Genomic DNA, 18,318 nt, shown 5'->3' on the forward strand with positions numbered 1-18,318 from the left:
CATTCAGCGCCTGGCACACCGCTTTCGCGAGCAAGCCCGCTCCCACAGTTTTGCTCGCTGTTGTGTCAGTGTCACGGTGGGCTGTTTTTGAGGCGCCCTGCGGTGTCGATACTGACTACAACGGACAACCCCGGCCTCAGCCGTTCGCTCTCGGCCTGATCCGCATCCACCGTAATCCGCACCGGCACCCGCTGGGCAATTTTCACAAAGTTGCCGGTGGCATTGTCTGCCTGCAACAGGCTGAACTCCGACCCGGTGGCCGGTGAAATATGCTGCACCGTGCCATGAAACTTGCGGTGGTTCAGTGCATCCACGGTGAACGTCACGGGTTGCCCCACCTGCACGTTGTCCATCTGGGTTTCCTTCATGTTTGCGATCACCCACAACTGCGGCGGCACCAGTGCCATCAGTTGCGCGCCGGAGTTGACGTAGGCCCCCAGGCGCACGCCAATCTGCCCCAGCTGGCCGTCACGTGGTGCGGTGATGCGCGTGTTCGACAGGTCGATCCGCGCCAGTTCCACGGCTGCATCCGCACTCGCCACCGCCGCTTCCAGGGAACCGCGATTGACGATCACCGTCTGTAAATCCTGCCGCGCGATTTCCAGGCTCGCCTGGGCCTGGGCCACCGCCGCGAGGGTCTGCGCGTTCGCGGCACGGGTCACATCCAGCTCGCGCCGGGACACCGAACCATCGCTGATCAGCTCTTCATTGCGGCGCAAATCCGCGGTGCTCTTGCGCGCCTGCGCCTCGCTGTCCGCCAACGCCGCCTGGCGCAGCTTGATGGTGGCTTCGGCGCTGTTGCGTTGCTGCACCACGTTGGCCAGCGACGCCTTCTGCACCGCCAACTGTGCCAGCGCCTGGTCGAGGCGTTGTTTGTAGATGCGATCATCCAGGCGCACCAGCAGGTCGCCGGTCTTTACGTATTGGAAGTCCTGCACCGGGACTTCAAACACGTAGCCGCTGAGCTGCGGCCCGATGATCGTGACCTGCCCGCGCACCAGGGCGTTTTCGGTGGTTTCCACTGCACTGCTGAACGGCGGCAGTTGCCAGGCGTAAAGCACGATCAGCACGCCGACAATGGCAATCGCGGCAAAGCCCAGGGACGAGATGATCCGCACCCGCAGCGGGCGCAGTTCGGTGGGCACCGCGCCCGGCGGCGTGCTGCCTTCGGGGGTGGCGGCGATGGCGGTGGTGGTCGTGGTTGAAGGTTCGGTCATGTAGGTGCGCCGCTGGGTTGAACGGGAGTGGCTGCTCGAGTGGTACTCATCAGCCACAGACTGCGGATAAAGATCCAGATCATGGTCAGCATCGCGATGATCGCGATCAGCATGAACACATCGTTGTAAGCCATCACATTCGCCTCACGGGTGGCCGCCGTCGCGAGACTGCGGATGCCCATGAGGTTGCGCAACTCAGGGTCGGCGATCACACCACCGTAGGCCGAGCCACCGCTCGCCACCCGCGCGGCCACACGGGGGTCCAGCAGGGTCAGGTGTTCGACGATCATGCTCGAATGAAACTTCTCGCGCACGATCTGGAACGTCCCCAGCAGCGCCGCGCCGATCAGGCCGCCGAGGTTCTGGCAAATGCCGAACATCACTGAAAAGCTCACCAGATTGCGTGGGTTGGCCAGCACGTTCTTGGTGCCCAGCACCATGGTCGGCCCAAGGAAGAACGTGCCGCCGAAGCCTAGCAGGAACTGGCTGATGTACAGGTTCTGCGGGCGGGTCAGGTTGCTGGAGAAACTGTCCATCACCGAACCTGTGGCCATCAACGCCAGGGAAATCACCAGAGGCATCAGCAGATGCGCCGGGTTGATCGTCAACGCGCTGACCGCAAGCCCGGCAATCGCCCCGGCCAGCATCACCAGGTACAGCGTGTGCATTTGCTGGTAGCTCATGTTCAGCACCTGCATGAACCCCACAGCGCCGGTGGACTGCTCGGACAGCACCATGCGGATCAGGATCACCGCCAACGCCAGGCGGATCATCACCCCGCTGCCCAGCCAACGGGTCATCAGCATCGGGTTGGCGCGGTTATGCTCGATGGCCAGGCCAGCCATGATCAACACCAGGGAACACGCCGAGGCGACGCCGATCCACGGCGCTTCCAGCCACCAGTCGATCCGGCCCAGGGACAGCACCGCACACAGCAGGGCCACGCCGCTGGCCAAGAGGGCGAAGGTCAGGAAGTCGAGTTTTTCGAAGGTCTTGAAACGATCACCAGGCGGCAACTTGAGCAGGAACACACAGCCCAGGCAGATCAGCGCCAGGCCCAGTTCGAACAGGTACAAGCCGCGCCATTCGGCAATTTGCAGCAAGTCCTCGGAGAACAAACGCGCCAGCGGCAACGCCAGTTGTGCCGTGCCCAGGCCCAGCACCAGGGATTTCAAACGCCACTTGGCCGGGAAGGCCTGGATCATGTAATACAAGCCCAACGAACTCAGCGCCGCGCCGACCATGCCGTGGGCCGCCCGCACCGCAATCGCCGAACTGAGGTCGTTGACGAACAAGTGCCCGAAGGTCACCAGCGCGTACAGCACCAGGAACACCTCGGTAAACGCACGCAGGCCGAACTGCTGGCGGAACTTCACCAGCAACAGGTTCATGCACACGTTGGTCATCACATAGGCGGCGGGCAGCCAGGCCATTTCCGCAGTGGTCGCACCGAGGGCGCCTTGCAGGTATTGCAGGTTGGCGATGACCAGCGCGTTGCCCAAGCCGCCGGTGATTGCCACCAGCACGCCGACCAGTGCGAACAGCCAGCGCTTGGGCGTCGGGTGCAAGGGGGTGGACGGCGAACCGGGCAGGCTCGGCCGCTCGTGGGGCTGCCAGGTACGGGGGGTGTATTTGTCCATTCAACGACTCAGGTAAACCGGTACTCAGAGACAGTAAACCTGAGCGAAGTTCATCTTGCCATCGAGAAGGTACAAATGATGACTGAAGTGTGCACCAGAAAAAATGTGGAAGCAGGCTTGTGTGGGAGCGGGCTTGCTCGCGAATGCGGTGGATCAGTCACTACATTTGCTGACTGACACTGCGCATTCGCGAGCAAGCCCGCTCCCACATTAGACCTGCGGCGTGTTCTGAGTCAGATCCAGCCCAGCCAGCTCCAGTAAGTGGCAGCGAACACCAGCATCAAGCCATAGCCGATCAGCGTCACCAGAATCCCCACCTTGGCAAACTGCCGCGCCGTAAACGTCCCGGTGCCCAAACACACCATATTCTGCGGCGCATTGATCGGCAGGATAAACCCGTAGCTCATTACAAACCCCAGCAACATGGTCATGCCCAACCGACTGAATTCGCCAGGCAAGGTCTGCAACACCGCAATCAAAATCGGCAGCAACGCCGAGGTCAGCGCCGTGGCACTGGCGAAGCCCAAATGAATCAGGATCAAAAACGCCCCCAGGATCGCAAACACCCCCAGCGGCCCGACTTGATCCAGGCCGGTATGCGCCACCACCTGGGAGCCCAGCCATTGCCCGGCCTGGGTGGTCAGCAGCGCGGTGCCCAGGCTGATGCCCACACCAAACACAATCACCGTGCCCCACGGAATGCGCGACTGCACATCCTTCCAGGTCATCACCCCAAGCCCCGGCAGCAGCAGGAACACCAGCCCGGCGTAAGTGGTCGAGGTGGTGTCGAAGTTGTGCAGGCGCCCTTCGGTGGCCCAGGCCAGCAGCAACAATACCGACACGCTCAGCAGGCGTTTCTGCGGCCCGGTCATCGGGCCGATGTCCACCAGTGACTGGGCCACCGCCTCCTTGCCACCGGGAATGCTATCGGTCTCCGGCGGCAGCAGCTTGAGCACCAGGAACAACAGCACCGCCGACATGATCAACGCCCACGGCGCCCCGGCGATCAGCCAGTCGATCCACGACACGCGTTGGCCAAGCATCTTGTCCATGAAACCGACGGTGAGCAGGTTCTGCGCCGCAGCAGTCTGGATGCCGACGTTCCAGATACTGGTGCCCTGGGCCACCACGATCATGATCGCGGCGGCGATGTTCGAACGCTTGTCCACGCCGAATGCAGCGATCACGCCCATCATGATCGGCACCACACAGGCACTGCGCGCCGTGGCGCTGGGCACCACCAGGCTGAGCAGGATGGTCACGGCAATCGCCCCCAGCAGGATGCGCCGGGTGCTGGTGCCGACCCGGCTCAGCGTCACCAAGGCAATGCGCCGGTCCAGGCCAGTGTGGGTCATGGCCGCCGCGATAAACAGCGCACCCGCCACCAGCGCCAGCGCCGGGTTGGAGAACCCGGTCAACGCCATGCTGATGGCCGGGCTGGTGCCGATCAGATGCGCAGGGTCTTGCAGCGACGGCGCAGTGCCCAACAGGAACGCCATCAGCGACGTGATCATGATCGCGCTGGCCTCGTAGGACACCGCCTCGGTGATCCACACCACTACGGCAAACGCGAGGATCGCCAGCATGCGATGCCCGGCCACCGGCAAATCCGCCGGCAGCGGCAACAGCAGCACCCCGGCCATCACCAGTACGGCGATGACCAGGCCCAAGGGCAATTTGAAGGGTGCAGCGGTTGTCGCGGGGGCGTTCATGGCGGGCTCCGTCAGCCTCTAAATCAGGCCGCAAGCATGGCCCAAATTGCCGCACCCGGTGTTGACGGGTATCAATCGCTCCCACAAGGGCTTGGGTTTACGGTTCAACTGAGCAGTTGGCTCAACACCGCCCGCAGCTTGCCGGGCTTGACCGGTTTGTTCAGCAACGGCGCTTCCAGCCGACGCAAGGCGCGACGGCATTGGTCGGTGCGGTCGGCGGTGATGATCACCGCGGGGATCTTGCAGGCGAAATGCTCGCGCAACTGCTTGACCACCTCGCAGCCGACCACGCCGTGGTCGAGGTGATAGTCGGCGAGGATCAACTCCGGCGCCCTGCCCTGCAACGCCGCCATCGCACCGGCCTGGTCGGTGGCGGTGAGCACTTCGCAACCCCACTGTTCGAGCAGCGCGCTCATGCTTTCGAGGATGCTGGTTTCGTTGTCGATCACCAGCAAGCGCCGCCCCGGCAGCGGATTGCCGGTGGTCGGTTGTACCGGCAGTTGGCTGATCGCCAGGGGCATCTCGGCACTCAGCGGCACTTCGATGCTGAACATCGAGCCGCGCCCCGGCCAGGAGCGCACGGCAATCGGGTAGCCAAGGATCTCGGCGATCCGCTCGACAATCGCCAAGCCCAACCCCACCCCCTTGCGATCCGCTGCACGGCCGACATCCAGCTGGTTGAACTCAAGGAAAATCGCCTCCAGCCGATCCGCCGCAATCCCGCGCCCGGTGTCCCACACCTCCAGGCGCAGGCAATCGCCCCGGCGTCGTGCGCCGAGGAGGATGCAGCCGTCGTCGGTGTAGCGGCAGGCGTTGCTGAGAAAGTTACGCAGAATCCGCGTCAACAAGCGCAGGTCGGTGCGCACCGCGTAATGCCCGGTGTGCACGCGCAAATTCAGCCCGGCCGCCTGGGCCACCGACTGGAATTCCGAGACCAGCGGCGCGAACACTTCATCCAGGCGATACAGGGCCACATCCGGCTTGACCGCCGCCTGGTCGAGTCGCGAGATGTCGAGCAGGTCGGTGAGCAGATCCTCGGCGCCTTCCAGCGCCTGGTGCGTGCGTTCCACCAGTACCCGCTCGACATCGGGCAACTGGCGCTCACGCAAGGTGGCGATCAAAAGCCGTGCCGCGTTCAGTGGTTGCAGCAGGTCATGGCTGGCGGCGGCGAGGTACTTGTCCTTGCTGCGGTTGGCGGCCTGGGCGGCGTCGCGGGCGTCGCGCAGATCCTGTTCGATCTGTTCGCGCTGGGCGATCTGCTGCTGCAGGTTGTGGTTGGCTTCCAGCAATTCATCGGTGCGTGCGGCGACGCGCTGCTCCAACTCGTCGTTGAGGCGGATATAGCGCTTGCGCTCGGCCTCCAGCTCATCCAGGCGTGCGGTCAGCTCCGGGTAGTGACTCTTGCGCGCCGACTGGTCGCCCAGCCCCAGCAGCGCAGACAGCGCGCGTTGCGGGTCGTCAGAGTGCTTCGCCATAAACGACCTCAACATCACGCTGGCTCGACGCGCGCGGGTTGGTGAGGATGCACGGGTCATCCATTGCATGCTCGGACAAAAACGGAATATCCGCCACACGTACCCCGTGCAGGCCGAGGGTTTCGTGGAAACCGATCGCGTGCTTCAACGCGATCAGATGCTCCACCAATCGCCCGCAGATCTGCCGGTGGTTGAGGCCCCGGCAGTCGATGCCGAACGTCTCGGCAATCACCTGGAAACGCTCCGGCGCCGAGCTGTAGTTGAACGCCACCACATGCTCCACCAATACCGCGTTGCACAGCCCGTGGGGCAGGTCGAGGAAGCCGCCGAGGCTGTGGGACATGGCATGCACCGCGCCAAGGATCGCATTGGAGAACGCCAGTCCGGCCTGCATGCTGCCGAGCATGATCTTCTCGCGCAGGGCGATGTCGGTGGGGTTGGCGATCATCTGCACCAGGTTGCCGTTGATCAGGCGCATGGCTTCCAGGGCATGGGGATCGGTCAGCGGGCCATGGCCGGTGGAGACGAACGCCTCGATGGCATGCACCAGCGCGTCGATGCCAGTGCAGGCGGACAGGAACGGGTCCATGCTCGCCGTGGTTTCCGGGTCGATCAGCGACACATCCGGCACCACCGCCTTGCTCACGATGGAAAACTTCATGCGCTCCTGCTGGTTGGAAATGATCACGAACTGCGAGACATCCGCCGAGGTGCCGGCGGTGGTGGGGATCAGGATCAGCGGCGGGCTGGGCACGCGGATGGTGTCCACGCCTTCGAACTCGAGAATGCTGCGCCCGTGGGCGACCACGATACCGATGGCCTTGCCGCAGTCCATCGGGCTGCCGCCGCCGATGGCGACGATCACGTCACAGTGGTTTTCACGGTAGACCTCGGCGCCGGTCATCACTTCTTCAACGCGGGGGTTGGGGGACACGGCGGAGTACAGGCAGTAATCGATACCGATGGCTTGCAGGCTGGCTTCGACGTCGGCGACCCAACCGGCGGCGATCACCCCGGGGTCGCTGACCACCAGCACCTTACGCGCGCCGAAGGTCTTCGCGTAATTGCCGACGTTGTGCCGGCAGCCGGCGCCAAAAATGATTTCAGGCGAGACGAATTTACGCAGGAGGCTGAGGTTTGGGCTCATTGGAAAGCCTGTTTTTATTATTTTGGAAGGATGGGCTCCACACTAACCGATCCGGGGGCGATTGCAATCAGACCAAAGAGTCATGTCCAAGACCAGTACAGCCGTTACATGAATCCCCGCGGACCCGACGTGGGCTACAACAGCACAAAAAACCGGATCAACGTGACCTGGCAAAGCCCAGCTTTTAGCCCCTGACCAGCTCATCGAGTGGGTCAGGGGGCTCTTTCTCCACAAGCTCTTCGTAATTGGCAGGTTCTGACTTCAAATCCCCCGGGACCCAACTGCCATTTAGCTGTTTGTAGCTGCGGGCTCTATACGGATGCAAAATCACTACGTCTGCAATGTCTTTTTGCAGGTTCTTCTCTTCATACCAAACACTGCCGCACTCTCCACAACCCCAGAAAGGTAGGGTTTGCTCATTAATTGAATCCACCCAGCCGGCACATTGAGTTATCGGACACCGATAACTGGCTACATGGCGTGACACTTCAGCTGTTTCTTGCGCTTTAACATATTGGGTAGAGGAACCACAGCGAGGGCACTCGACCATGATGAAGCCCTGGCCTTTGGCAACAAGTGGTGCGACAAATTTCTGCTGTTGCACGTCAAGTACAAACGCCTTCTCGCACACCTGGCAACGTACCTTTTTAATTGAGTCCATATGGATTTTCCCCTTCCGGATACCAATGCAAGGCCTTGCTATTATTTTTATGGAAGGCCTTATCCATGAGAACCAAGTTGTTTTGACTGTTATCGCCGCCTCGGAATATTGGCTTTTTATGATGCACGTCAAAGCCCTCAGGGACTTGGCCTTTCGTCAGCCTGTCTACTCCAGACTGGCCATATTTTTGAATCGATTTGGGATCTTTTGCCATTTTTTTCAAATACCGTTCCTTAGCGCCGCCTTTTTTTCCGAAGTTTGCACGTATTTTTTTGATCTCACTTTTCGTTCTCTTGTGATAGCAGGTTTCAAGACCCCAAGGGTCAATCCACATAAATGGGTTAGGTGTGTACTGATAGAAATTGATTCCCCCTGACAACCCTATCGGATCCGGCGTCGTAAACCGCCCCACATCCGGGTCATAAAACCTGAACGTATTGAAGTGCAGCCCCGTCTCGCGATCCAGATACTGCCCCTGGAACCGCAGGTTCTGTTCTTCAATGTAGTCAGGCTCACGTACCTCTTCCAGCGTGCTGCCCCACACCCGATAGGTCGCGCTCCAGACCTTATGCTCGTCGGGTTCAGTCAACTGCTCCGGCAAGCCGTTGAGGTCGTTGTGCACTTCGATCAGCCGGTGCTCGGCGTCGTAGGTGAAACGTTGCAGGCCACGCAGAGCACTGCGTTTTTCGATCATTCGATCGAAGCCGTCGTAGCGGTAGCGCTTGTCCTGGTAGGTCAGCGACTTGTTGTACCTTCAAGTAAATTGAATGAAAAAATAGCCACCCACATCGCCGTTTTTCATCTTCTTCGCTCGATTATCGGCAAAAACATAGCCGATACCTCCACCGAATATCCCTTCATGACGGGGACTCACTTTAGCGATATCAGCGTCGGCTACCTGAGCCAAAAAATAATAGCGAGGGCTTTCACTCAAGGGACCTTGCAGACATGCAGGACGACCTAGAGCTTTGCTGATACCCGCACCACAGTCCAAATCCTCCAGCTCCTCCTCCATTTCTTCTGACGTCAGTGGCTGTTGGGCAATATACGTTCGCGGAATAAGGTCAACCAAGGTTGAGGTGTTAGTTCAGTCGTCGCCAGCGTGTGAAGTAGCACACAGCTACGGCCAAGTTTAAGTTTCTCCATCTCGCTTTGTTGATGCACCGCCAACTGGCGTACCGAAGACCGTGTGTAGTTTTCGTCTTTTCGCTCAACACAGATAAACGCCGTCAGTGCCATTTCAGCAGGTATAAATGGGACGTCCAGGAACGTCGAGGTCATTGTTATCACCGGAAGCATCAGTTGACCGGTTTGTGGATCTTTAGGCCAAAGATCAAGGTCTGTCAGCCACGCTCCTCCGCCTATTTGTCCAAGGTTGCGGTCTTGCTCTGAGAGAATGATTTGAGTGATGCCCATAGCCCTTGGTCCTTTAGAAACAACCTTTTCGTTTCGCGAATGAGGCGGCCGAACGCCTCGCTGTTCTGGCCTGCTGTTGAGTGATGATGCCCGTTTTGACCAGTGCATTGTGTATGGCTCCCCCGGTCCGCTTTAATGTCTCATATCAGGCACATGTAAAAGTCATAACCAAAATGAAACTCGCAGACAGGCGATTTGAGCCTGCACCAGATTTTCTCTGACTATAAGTTAAGATAAAACAGCTCCACTTCTTGCGGATCTTCGGCAGTTTTCAAGACAGCTTTATATTTTCCCTCAAGGTCTTGGATTAGCCCTCCAACACTCAGCAAATAGAGAGCAGGATAATCAGTAGAGGAGCGGATCCATTCGCCTGAATCAACCTCATCAAACCATCCCTGCGCTAGCCCAATACTACTCAGCAACTGCTCTTTCCAGTCAGCTCTTTCCTCGAGCTTTTCGAATGAATAAAGCCATATTGAAAATCGGTCATTGAAGCGCTCAAGCGTTTCTCCAGGGCTTTTCAGTGCCCGCCAATCGGTCAGTTCGACGACAACGTGGTTAGATGTGCGTATTTTTATAGTCTGCTCGATAATGGATCGCGACCAGCTTTCTGGATATGTAAACCTTTCGTCTCTAAGCGCTTTATCAAGAACAGTGTTGACGCCCGCCATCAAAGCCGGATCGGAAAGCTGGAGCGTCAGATGAAGAGAAAACCACCCCTTATTCTTGGACAAATTCATCGTATAGCGAAAGGTCCGACCACTTTCGCTTAGCCTTTCAAAACATCGTCCTTTTTTTAGCACATACCCACATTCAGCAAACGGCCCTGCTAAAAACGAAGTGAGTATTTTCAACACATCCTTTACGGTATCAGTCATTACAACAGCCTCCAAAGTGGAACCCTAGCCTCACTTACAGTGACACCTTTTGTACTTTTTCCAGACCGTCCAAATATACCTTCCCCATCAGAGATCACTTTATCTTTTGCAAGCTGTGCGTTCGACCTTACTGCACCGCCGGATTTAACTTCAACCGAAACAACTTTTCCTGACTTGTTGTTTCTTATCAAAATATCAACGTAGCGTCCTCGCCCGGCACCTGGCGTTTTGACATAAACCTGTGTACCAAGAACGGTCACATTGGGGTTATTCAGTAGTTTTTGATGTACCAGATATTCAGCTGCCTTACCGTTGGTTTTGTTCTGCTGACGCTGTGCTGAAGAACACGTCCAACCCCAGGGATCGATCCACCCAAAAGGGTTTGGTGAGTACTGATAGAGATTCAGGCCACCCGCCAACCCAACCGGATCAGGCGTCGTAAACCGCCCCACTTCCGGGTCATAAAACCTGAACGTATTGAAGTGCAGCCCCGTCTCACGATCCAGGTACTGCCCCTGGAACCGCAGGTTCTGTTCTTCAATGTAGTCAGGCTCACGTACCTCTTCCAGCGTGCTGCCCCACACCCGATAGGTCGCGCTCCAGACGTTGTGCCCGTCGGTTTCAGTCAACTGCTCCGGCAAGCCGTTGAGGTCGTTGTGGTAGTAGCGGATCTTCTGTTGCGGACCGATGCCATCGACTCGCGCCAACGGCTCGTAGCCTTCGTCTACGTAGACGTAAAGGCTGGTCTGGCGGTGTTTATGCTCCTGCAACAGGCGCAGGCCATCCCAGGTGAAGCGGGTTTCGCCCAGCAGACGACCGCTGCTGTCCCGCTCGGTTTTGGCGATGCGCCGACCCAGTGGGTCGTAGGTCATGTGCACCACATTGCCGCTGGCGTTGTGCACTTCGATCAGCCGGTGCTCGGCGTCGTAGGTGAAACGTTGCAGGTCACGCAGAGTACTGCGTTTTTCGATCATTCGACCGAAGCCGTCGTAGCGGTAGCGTTTGTCCTGGTAGGTCAGTAGCTTGTTGTGCCTCACTAAGCCGGCACTAGACTGTGCCCCGTCCAACAAGTTGGCGGCAGCGTCGTAGCCGAAGGTTTCCAGCTGGCCTTGAGTGCTGTCCTGACTAGCGATAATCCGGCCGGTTGCGTCGTAGTGCAGCAGTTGGCGTTGACCGCCTTCCAAACGACCGATCAGATTGTCAGCCGGGTCGTATTCGAAAGTCTTTTGTTGGGCTGGTGGCAACTGTCGGGGCTGGCCTGCCGGGCTGCGTTTGCGCGAGCGCAACCGACCGCAACGGTCGTATTCGCTGCGGGTGGTGATCTGGCCTTGGGTACGCAGGACTTCGCGGTGCAGGCGGTCGCGTTCGAAGTCGCTGATGACCTGGCCGTCCAGGTTGATCTGGTGCAGGTGGCCGCTGCCGTAGTGCAGGCGGTTGAGCCAGCGGCCATCGGGCAGTTGCGTCTGGCTCAAGTTGCCGAGTTCATCATAGTGGTGTTGCAGCTTGCCGGTTGCACTCTGCTCGCACGTCAGTTGGCCTAGCGCGTCATAGGCAAAACCCAGTGCTTGAGCATTGCCTTGCCGGTCGGTGGTGGTGACGTCGGTGAGTTGGTCCAACGCGTCGTAGGTGTATTCGGTTCGGCCCTCGTCAGTCTCCTTGACCCGCATACGCCCAACAGCGTCGCGTTGCAGGCGATGCACGATAGGAGATGCATCATCCAGCGGGACGTATTCGACCGAGACCACGTTATCCAGCGCGTCATAGGCATAACGCCGCACACTGCCATCGAGGTCTTGCTGTTGCGTGAGTCGATCACCCTGGTCCCAGGCGAAGCGATAGTGCTCGCCGTTTTCGTTGGTCAGGGTTTGCAATCGACCGTAGGCATCGTGCCGATATTCGATCTGGCGGCCATGGGCATCGATGCGCCGCACCAGCTGCCCGCGCCGATCATATTGGTAGCGGGTAGTGTGGCCCGCCGCATCGGTGTAGGCGCTCAACTGACCACTGGTGTTGCGCAGGTAGTGTTCGATGTAACCGTAGGGCCTTTCGATTTGAAGCAATCGGCCGCGGCTGTCGTGTTGATAACGCTGGCGTTCACCGACTGCATCGATAACGGTTTGTAAATGACCTCGACGGTCGTACTCGAACCTTGTGGCATAGCCCGAACAATCGACCTGTTCAAGCAACTGCCCGGTTTCATTCCAGCGTTGGGTCTTGTGCTTGCCCGTGGCGTCGATGATCTCCACCACCTGTCCAAACCCATCATGGTGATAGCGCGTGACGTGCCCCAGCGGGTCGGTTTCACTGAAGCAATTGCCGCGTTGATCGTATCGATACTGCCAGCTGTGGCCGGCTGCATCGGTTTCAACCAATGGCAGCGACCAGTGTTCCAGCCACACCGTCGATTCAATACGGCCCAGCGGATCTTGTGTGTTGCACAGGTTGCCGGATTCGTCGTAGCCGAATCGCCACTGGCCACCCAGAGGATCGGTAGCCCCCAACAACTGGCGCTCTTCATTCCAATCGAACTGCCAGGTGTGCCCCAGGTTGTCGGTGTATTCGGTGATCTGGTACTGCGGGTTCCACTTGCGGGTGCTGACCCGTTGCAAGCCATCGGTAATCCGCGTAAGCCCGACTAGCAGGTCGTAGTCAAACTGATAATCGTCGCCCTCATCGGTCCAGTGCCGTACCACTCGCCATTCACGGTCGTCCACACAGGCCCATTGGTAAAAGCAGCGCAGGCCGGTGGGCAGTTGGTGTTCGACCATGCGCTGGCCGCTGTCATAGGCGAAGCGGCGCTGAACATGCCCATCGGCATCGCGCACGGCTGCGAGATCGCCGCGCGTGTCGTAGGTATAGCTGGAGAGCGTTTCACGACGGTGATCGGGGTACAGGCGCTCGATCTGTTCGACACGGCGGGGCCATTGCTGGCTGTAGCTCAGCTCGATTCGCACAACGCCAAAGGTATCGCGCAACTGGCTCAGGCGGCCCTGATCGTCATAGTCGAGGAAAACGCGGTTGTCATTGCGATCTCCCCACTGGCCCAAGCGCAAATGCGCAGGGTTGTCCGGTGTGGGTTCGAACAGCCGATACAGCCCGTCGACACGCTCAATCAGCAGGTGGCCGCTGGCATGGCGGCGTACGCTCAAGCCTTCGCCGGCGCTGAACACCGCAGCACCTAGCGGGATCACGCCCATGTCGATCTGCCGAGCCTGCTCGTCGGTGTAGATCAGCCGTTCGCCGCCTTCGGGATGCGGGCCCATTTCGACGAAAACCTCATAGGCCACACTCCAACTCGCACCGAACAGACCGTTACGGCGCTCATCCCGGCTGCTGTAATAACGCTGCCACTCGATTGGCAACAGGCCAGGCAATGCAAAATCCAGGTCGTCGTCACCGTCGAGAATCTTCGCCCCCGTGGCGCAGTGCACCGGGTTGGGCGAGCCGCGCACTGCTGACGCAAGCGCGTTGCTCACCTGCCCTGTGCCCCACGACACCAACCCACCCACCGTCATACAGGGCAACGTGCTGAAGAACTTCGCCCCACCACCGCGCAATGCCAACAACGCCGTTACCGCCAGCCCTACACCCGGCGTCTTGCCGCTGCGAATCTCACGCACCACCACCGGCGCGCCGCCGATGACCACGTTGGACGAAATCTGCACCTTGCCCACCGTGGCTTCGCAGGTGCTTCTGTCCCCACTGCGTACGGCGGGCTGGCCGTTGATGAATACCTTGCTGGAACCTTCGGCGAGGTACTGCTCCGGCATGGGCGGGTGTTTAGTGCAGTCGACGGTATCGGCAGGACAAGGCACAGCGCCCGCCACCGGCGCAGCGACCGTAGGGCGCCAGAGCTGAGAGAAAAAACCTTCGGCGATATCCAGATAAGTCGGTTCACTGCCCGCTTCTGGCACGGCGGCGGCGACTTTCCCGGCCGCCCGCGCAGCAGGCTTGCCGTTGATAAACACATCCGGCGAACCGTTGCTGATGAATGCATCGATGACGGGTGGGAAGAGTGCGTTGGCGAAAGACTCACATAATCGCGAAAGGCCTTTATCGGCGCCGCTTGCACCCATGCCGAGCCCGACCACCACACCGACCACGGCCCCCAGCACAACGCAGCCCAGGCCACCTGTCGCCACGCTGATGCCGGTTGCAGCCACAACGGCCGCCGTGGCCAGTGCCGTCACGGCCACCGTCGCCGCAACTTCCAGCACGCCGCCCAACACGTCCGCCAGCATCGAGCTGTGCAACAGCGCGTCGCCCTCGCGGGCAGCCCACAGCGTATCCGTCATGCGCAACAGTCCCTGTCCGAAAAGGCAGGATCAAATCACGCAGTGCCGTTATTTCTCAGGTGAGACTTTCCGAGGGGGTCGTAGGACGGGTCCCAAAGACCGCTTGAGCACCGGCCAGCACGAGACTGGCCGGCGGTAGATCAACGGCTGGCGAAGTACATGGTCACTTCAAAGCCGATACGCAGGTCGGTAAACGCGGGTTTTTTCCACATGGGACGTTCCTCTTGTTGTGCCGGAAGATTCCGGTCGGGTCATTAATGCATGGGGGGTATGGGAGGCGAATGCTACTTTCGAAGGAGTTCGCGCACTGCAATAGTCTCAGGCATACAGGGAACCAAATGTGGGAGCTGGCTTGCCTGCTCCCACAGGGGACTGCATTTCAAGCCTGGAGGGTTAGAAGAACCCCAACGGATTGATGTCGTAGCTCACCAGCAGGTTCTTGGTCTGCTGGTAGTGATCCAGCATCATCTTGTGGTTCTCACGCCCCACACCCGACTTCTTGTACCCGCCAAACGCCGCATGCGCCGGGTACAGGTGGTAGCAGTTGGTCCACACGCGGCCGGCCTTGATCGCGCGGCCCATGCGGTAGGCACGGTTGATGTCGCGGGTCCACAGGCCGGCACCCAGGCCGAATTCGCTGTCGTTGGCGATCGCCAGGGCTTCGGCTTCGTCCTTGAAGGTGGTGATGCCCACCACCGGGCCGAAGATTTCTTCCTGGAACACGCGCATCTTGTTGTGGCCCTTGAGCAGGGTCGGCTGGATGTAGTAACCGCTGGACAGGTCCCCCTCCAGACGCTCGGCCGCGCCGCCGGTGAGCAGCACCGCGCCTTCTTCCTGGGCGATTTTCAGGTACGAGAGGATCTTGTCGTATTGCTGCTCGGACGCCTGGGCGCCGACCATGGTCTCGGTGTCCAGCGGGTTGCCGCGCTTGATCTTGACGATCTTTTTCATCACCTCGGCCATGAACGCGTCGTAGATCGACTCCTGCACCAGCGCCCGCGACGGGCAGGTGCACACTTCGCCCTGGTTGAAGAACGCCAGCACCAGGCCTTCGGCGGCCTTTTCGATGAACTGTGGCTCGGCGCTCATGATGTCTTCGAAGAAGATGTTCGGCGACTTGCCGCCCAGTTCCACGGTCGACGGGATGATGTTCTCGGCGGCCGCATGCATGATGTGCGCGCCGATGGGCGTCGAGCCGGTAAAGGCGATCTTGGCGATGCGCTTGCTGGTGGCCAGCGCTTCGCCGGCTTCGCGGCCAAAGCCCTGGACGATATTCAGCACGCCCGGTGGCAGCAGGTCATTGATCAACTCGGCAAACACCATGATCGACAGCGGCGTCTGCTCGGCCGGCTTGAGCACGATGCAGTTACCCGCGGCCAGCGCCGGGGCGAGTTTCCAGGCCGCCATCAGCAGCGGGAAGTTCCACGGAATGATCTGCCCGACCACACCCAATGGCTCGTGGAAGTGATAGGCAGCGGTGTGTTCGTTGATCTCGGCGGCGCCGCCTTCCTGGGCGCGGATGCAGCCGGCGAAGTAACGGAAGTGGTCGGCAGCCAGAGGCACGTCGGCGTTGAGGGTTTCGCGCACGGCCTTGCCGTTGTCCCAGGTCTCGGCCACGGCCAGTACTTCAAGGTGCTGCTCGATGCGGTCGGCGACTTTCAGCAGCACCAGCGCACGGTCCTGGGCCGAGGTCTTGCCCCAGGCGTCGGCGGCGGCGTGGGCGGCGTCGAGGGCCTTGTCGATGTCGGCGGCGCTGGAGCGTGGGAATTCGGCGATGACTTCGCCGGTCACCGGCGACGTATTGGTGAAGTACTTGCCATCGATCGGCGCGACAAATTCACCGCCGATGTAGTTGCCGTAGCGCGCCTTGAAGCTGACGATGGCGCCTGGGGTGCCGGGTTGTGCGTAGATCATGATGAGGCCTCTGTCGGGGTCCGGGCCTGTTGGTCAACAGGCGATGAGCCGATAGTAAAGAGCCCCCGCTACCGGGCGAATGCGCCGTTGGCAGGGGGGCTATGGTCATTTGGTCGTAGAACTAGTGCTTGGCCACCAGTTCCTTGGGCAACTTGAAGGTCCAGAGCATGCCGCCCTGGTTGAAGTCCTTCACGCGCTTGGCCACTTCACCGCCCCACAACGGCACTGCGCCACCCCAGCCGGAGACCACCGAGACGTACTGTTCACCGTCCATGTCCCAGGTCACCGGCGAGCCGAGCACGCCGGAGCCGGTCTGGAACTCCCAGACTTTCTCGCCGGTCTTGGCGTTGAACGCTTGCAGGAAACCTTCCGGCGTGCCGGTGAACACCAGGTTGCCCTTGGTGGTCAGCACCCCGCCCCACAGCGGCGCGAAGTTCTTGTGGCGCCACACTTCCTTGCCGGTTTTCGGGTCGATGGCGCGCAGCACGCCGATGTAGTCCTCGTTCAACGGCTTGATGGTGAAGCCCGCACCGAGGAACGCCGCGCCTTTCTTGTAGGCGATGCCTTCGTTCCAGATGTCCATGCCCCACTCGTTGGACGGCACGTAGAACAGCCCGGTGTCGCGGTTGTAGGCCATTGGCATCCAGTTCTTCGCACCGAGGAACGCCGGCGCTACGAACACCGAAGTGCCCTTGGTTTCACTGCCCGGCGCGCCGGGGCGGCTGGCTTCGTTGTAGATCGGCCGACCGTTTTTATCCAGGCCGGTGGCCCAGGTGATCTTGTCCACGAACGGGAAGCCACGGATGAATTTGCCGTTGGTGCGGTCCAGCACGTAGAAGAAGCCGTTGCGGTCGGCGGTAGCCGCCGCTTTGATTTCCTTGCCGCCTTCGGTGTAGTTGAACGAGATCAGCTCGTTCACGCCGTCAAAGTCCCAACCGTCGTGGGGGGTGCTCTGGAAGTGCCATTTGATGGTGCCGTCGTCCGGGTTCAGCGCCAGGCGCGAAGACGAATAGAGGTTGTCGCCCGGGCGCAGGTGGGAGTTCCACGGCGCCGGGTTGCCGGTGCCGAACAGCAGCAGGTTGGTTTCCGGATCGTAGTAGCCGCCCAGCCACGGCGCCGCACCGCCGGTCTTCCACAGGTCGCCGGGCCAGGTCTTGCCCGCCTCGCCGCCGGAAATACCGTTCTCCACCGCCTTGCCGTCCTTGTACACGTAGCCCATATGGCCTTCGACAGTCGGACGGGTCCACAGCAGGTCGCCGTTTTTCGGGTCATAGGCTTCGATCTTGCCGACCACGCCGAACTCGCCACCGGCCACGCCGGTGATCAGCTTGCCGTTGATCACCAGGGGCGCGGCGCTGATGGAGTAGCCTTCCTTGTGGTCGGCCACCTTCTTGCTCCACACCACCTTGCCGGTGTCCTTGTTCAACGCCACCAGCTTGGCGTCAAGGGTGCCGAAGAACACCAGGTCGCCATACAGCGCCACGCCACGGTTGATCACGTCGCAGCACGGACGGATGTCATCGGGCAGGCGCGCGTCGTATTGCCAGAGTTTCTTGCCGGTGCGCGCATCCACCGCGAACACCCGCGAATAGGAACCGGTGAGGTACATCACCCCGTCCTTGACCATCGGTTGCGCCTGCTGGCCGCGCTGTTTTTCACCGCCAAACGAAAACGCCCAGACCGGGCGCAGGTCCTTGACGTTGTCCACGTTCAGCGTATCCAGCGGGCTGTAGCGCTGGCCCTGCACGCCGAGGCCGTTGGTGACGATCTGCTCGGGGTTTTTCGGGTCCTGGAGAATGTCCTGGTCGGTCACGGCGGCCAGGGCCTGGCCGGATAACAGGATGGCACCGAGCAACACACTCAAGGCGAAGGGTTGGCGGCGTGCGGGTTGGGTCATGACGGCTACCTCTGCGGTTTTTTGTTATACCCGGGAAATTTTCCCGGTCTGGTGCAGATTCTTGGG

The 18,318-nt window shown here is 60.2% G+C and carries 13 protein-coding genes and 1 pseudogene; all 14 read right to left on the reverse strand.

The window, feature by feature from the left end:
• Window positions 1–71: 71 nt before the first annotated feature.
• The 14 genes and pseudogenes from IB241_RS01695 to IB241_RS01760 all read right to left on the reverse strand — a co-directional run bounded on the left by IB241_RS01695 (window position 72) and on the right by IB241_RS01760 (window position 18,252).
• Window positions 72–1,217, reverse strand: coding sequence for an HlyD family secretion protein (locus tag IB241_RS01695; protein ID WP_192296671.1), 1,146 nt, complete (start codon window positions 1,215–1,217; stop codon window positions 72–74).
• A complete protein-coding gene (locus tag IB241_RS01700) occupies window positions 1,214–2,857 on the reverse strand; it encodes an MFS transporter (RefSeq protein ID WP_192296672.1) in 1,644 nt (547 codons plus the stop codon). The genes IB241_RS01695 and IB241_RS01700 overlap by 4 nt, the downstream gene beginning before the upstream one ends.
• Before the next feature lie 233 nt (window positions 2,858–3,090).
• Window positions 3,091–4,569 (reverse strand): DASS family sodium-coupled anion symporter, encoded by a 1,479-nt coding sequence (locus tag IB241_RS01705; protein ID WP_192296673.1) that lies wholly within the window; start codon window positions 4,567–4,569, stop codon window positions 3,091–3,093.
• A gap of 104 nt (window positions 4,570–4,673) precedes the next feature.
• Window positions 4,674–6,044, reverse strand: coding sequence for a hybrid sensor histidine kinase/response regulator (locus tag IB241_RS01710; RefSeq protein WP_192296674.1), 1,371 nt, complete (start codon window positions 6,042–6,044; stop codon window positions 4,674–4,676).
• Window positions 6,028–7,191 (reverse strand): alcohol dehydrogenase-like regulatory protein ErcA, encoded by a 1,164-nt coding sequence (gene ercA / locus IB241_RS01715; protein WP_124528356.1) that lies wholly within the window; start codon window positions 7,189–7,191, stop codon window positions 6,028–6,030. The genes IB241_RS01710 and ercA overlap by 17 nt, the downstream gene beginning before the upstream one ends.
• Window positions 7,192–7,375: 184 nt before the next feature.
• The gene (locus IB241_RS01720; protein ID WP_192296675.1) at window positions 7,376–7,852 is read right to left on the reverse strand and encodes a hypothetical protein; all 477 of its coding nucleotides are present in this window, start codon (window positions 7,850–7,852) and stop codon (window positions 7,376–7,378) included.
• Between the two features lie 301 nt (window positions 7,853–8,153).
• Window positions 8,154–8,603, reverse strand: a pseudogene (locus tag IB241_RS01725) (RHS repeat domain-containing protein); the annotation flags it as partial.
• A 3-nt stretch (window positions 8,604–8,606) separates the two neighbouring features.
• Entirely contained in the window at window positions 8,607–8,867 is a 261-nt protein-coding gene (locus IB241_RS01730; protein WP_192296676.1) for a hypothetical protein, read from the reverse strand.
• Between the two features lie 11 nt (window positions 8,868–8,878).
• On the reverse strand, window positions 8,879–9,268 hold the full coding sequence (locus IB241_RS01735; protein ID WP_192296677.1) for a hypothetical protein: 390 nt from the start codon (window positions 9,266–9,268) through the stop codon (window positions 8,879–8,881).
• 221 nt (window positions 9,269–9,489) lie between these two features.
• Window positions 9,490–10,146, reverse strand: a complete 657-nt coding sequence (locus tag IB241_RS01740) for a hypothetical protein (RefSeq protein ID WP_192296678.1) — start codon at window positions 10,144–10,146, stop codon at window positions 9,490–9,492.
• Window positions 10,146–14,441: an RHS repeat-associated core domain-containing protein gene (locus IB241_RS01745; RefSeq protein WP_192296679.1), complete on the reverse strand. Its 4,296-nt coding sequence runs from the start codon at window positions 14,439–14,441 to the stop codon at window positions 10,146–10,148. The genes IB241_RS01740 and IB241_RS01745 overlap by 1 nt, the downstream gene beginning before the upstream one ends.
• A gap of 140 nt (window positions 14,442–14,581) precedes the next feature.
• Window positions 14,582–14,653 carry a pyrroloquinoline quinone precursor peptide PqqA gene (gene pqqA, locus IB241_RS01750; RefSeq protein WP_020289857.1) on the reverse strand — a complete coding sequence of 24 codons (72 nt, stop codon included), beginning with the start codon at window positions 14,651–14,653 and terminating at the stop codon, window positions 14,582–14,584.
• A 181-nt stretch (window positions 14,654–14,834) separates the two neighbouring features.
• Window positions 14,835–16,355, reverse strand: coding sequence for an aldehyde dehydrogenase family protein (locus IB241_RS01755; RefSeq protein WP_192296680.1), 1,521 nt, complete (start codon window positions 16,353–16,355; stop codon window positions 14,835–14,837).
• A gap of 121 nt (window positions 16,356–16,476) precedes the next feature.
• Complete coding sequence (locus IB241_RS01760; protein ID WP_192296681.1) at window positions 16,477–18,252, reverse strand: PQQ-dependent methanol/ethanol family dehydrogenase; 1,776 nt, start codon at window positions 18,250–18,252, stop codon at window positions 16,477–16,479.
• Window positions 18,253–18,318 lie beyond the last annotated feature (66 nt).

Source organism: Pseudomonas sp. PDM05 (assembly GCF_014851685.1).
Classification (GTDB): domain Bacteria; phylum Pseudomonadota; class Gammaproteobacteria; order Pseudomonadales; family Pseudomonadaceae; genus Aquipseudomonas.

What these genes read in the sequence shown, in the direction of transcription:
- IB241_RS01705 (WP_192296673.1), bottom strand. Translation starts at nt 4,569, where the DNA reads ATGAACGCCCCCGCGACAACCGCTGCACCCTTCAAATTGCCCTTGGGC.
- IB241_RS01745 (WP_192296679.1), bottom strand. Translation starts at nt 14,441, where the DNA reads ATGACGGATACGCTGTGGGCTGCCCGCGAGGGCGACGCGCTGTTGCAC.
- IB241_RS01700 (WP_192296672.1), bottom strand. Translation starts at nt 2,857, where the DNA reads ATGGACAAATACACCCCCCGTACCTGGCAGCCCCACGAGCGGCCGAGC.
- IB241_RS01755 (WP_192296680.1), bottom strand. Translation starts at nt 16,355, where the DNA reads ATGATCTACGCACAACCCGGCACCCCAGGCGCCATCGTCAGCTTCAAG.
- IB241_RS01730 (WP_192296676.1), bottom strand. Translation starts at nt 8,867, where the DNA reads ATGGAGGAGGAGCTGGAGGATTTGGACTGTGGTGCGGGTATCAGCAAA.
- IB241_RS01740 (WP_192296678.1), bottom strand. Translation starts at nt 10,146, where the DNA reads ATGACTGATACCGTAAAGGATGTGTTGAAAATACTCACTTCGTTTTTA.
- ercA (WP_124528356.1), bottom strand. Translation starts at nt 7,191, where the DNA reads ATGAGCCCAAACCTCAGCCTCCTGCGTAAATTCGTCTCGCCTGAAATC.
- IB241_RS01720 (WP_192296675.1), bottom strand. Translation starts at nt 7,852, where the DNA reads ATGGACTCAATTAAAAAGGTACGTTGCCAGGTGTGCGAGAAGGCGTTT.
- IB241_RS01695 (WP_192296671.1), bottom strand. Translation starts at nt 1,217, where the DNA reads ATGACCGAACCTTCAACCACGACCACCACCGCCATCGCCGCCACCCCC.
- IB241_RS01710 (WP_192296674.1), bottom strand. Translation starts at nt 6,044, where the DNA reads ATGGCGAAGCACTCTGACGACCCGCAACGCGCGCTGTCTGCGCTGCTG.
- IB241_RS01735 (WP_192296677.1), bottom strand. Translation starts at nt 9,268, where the DNA reads ATGGGCATCACTCAAATCATTCTCTCAGAGCAAGACCGCAACCTTGGA.
- IB241_RS01760 (WP_192296681.1), bottom strand. Translation starts at nt 18,252, where the DNA reads ATGACCCAACCCGCACGCCGCCAACCCTTCGCCTTGAGTGTGTTGCTC.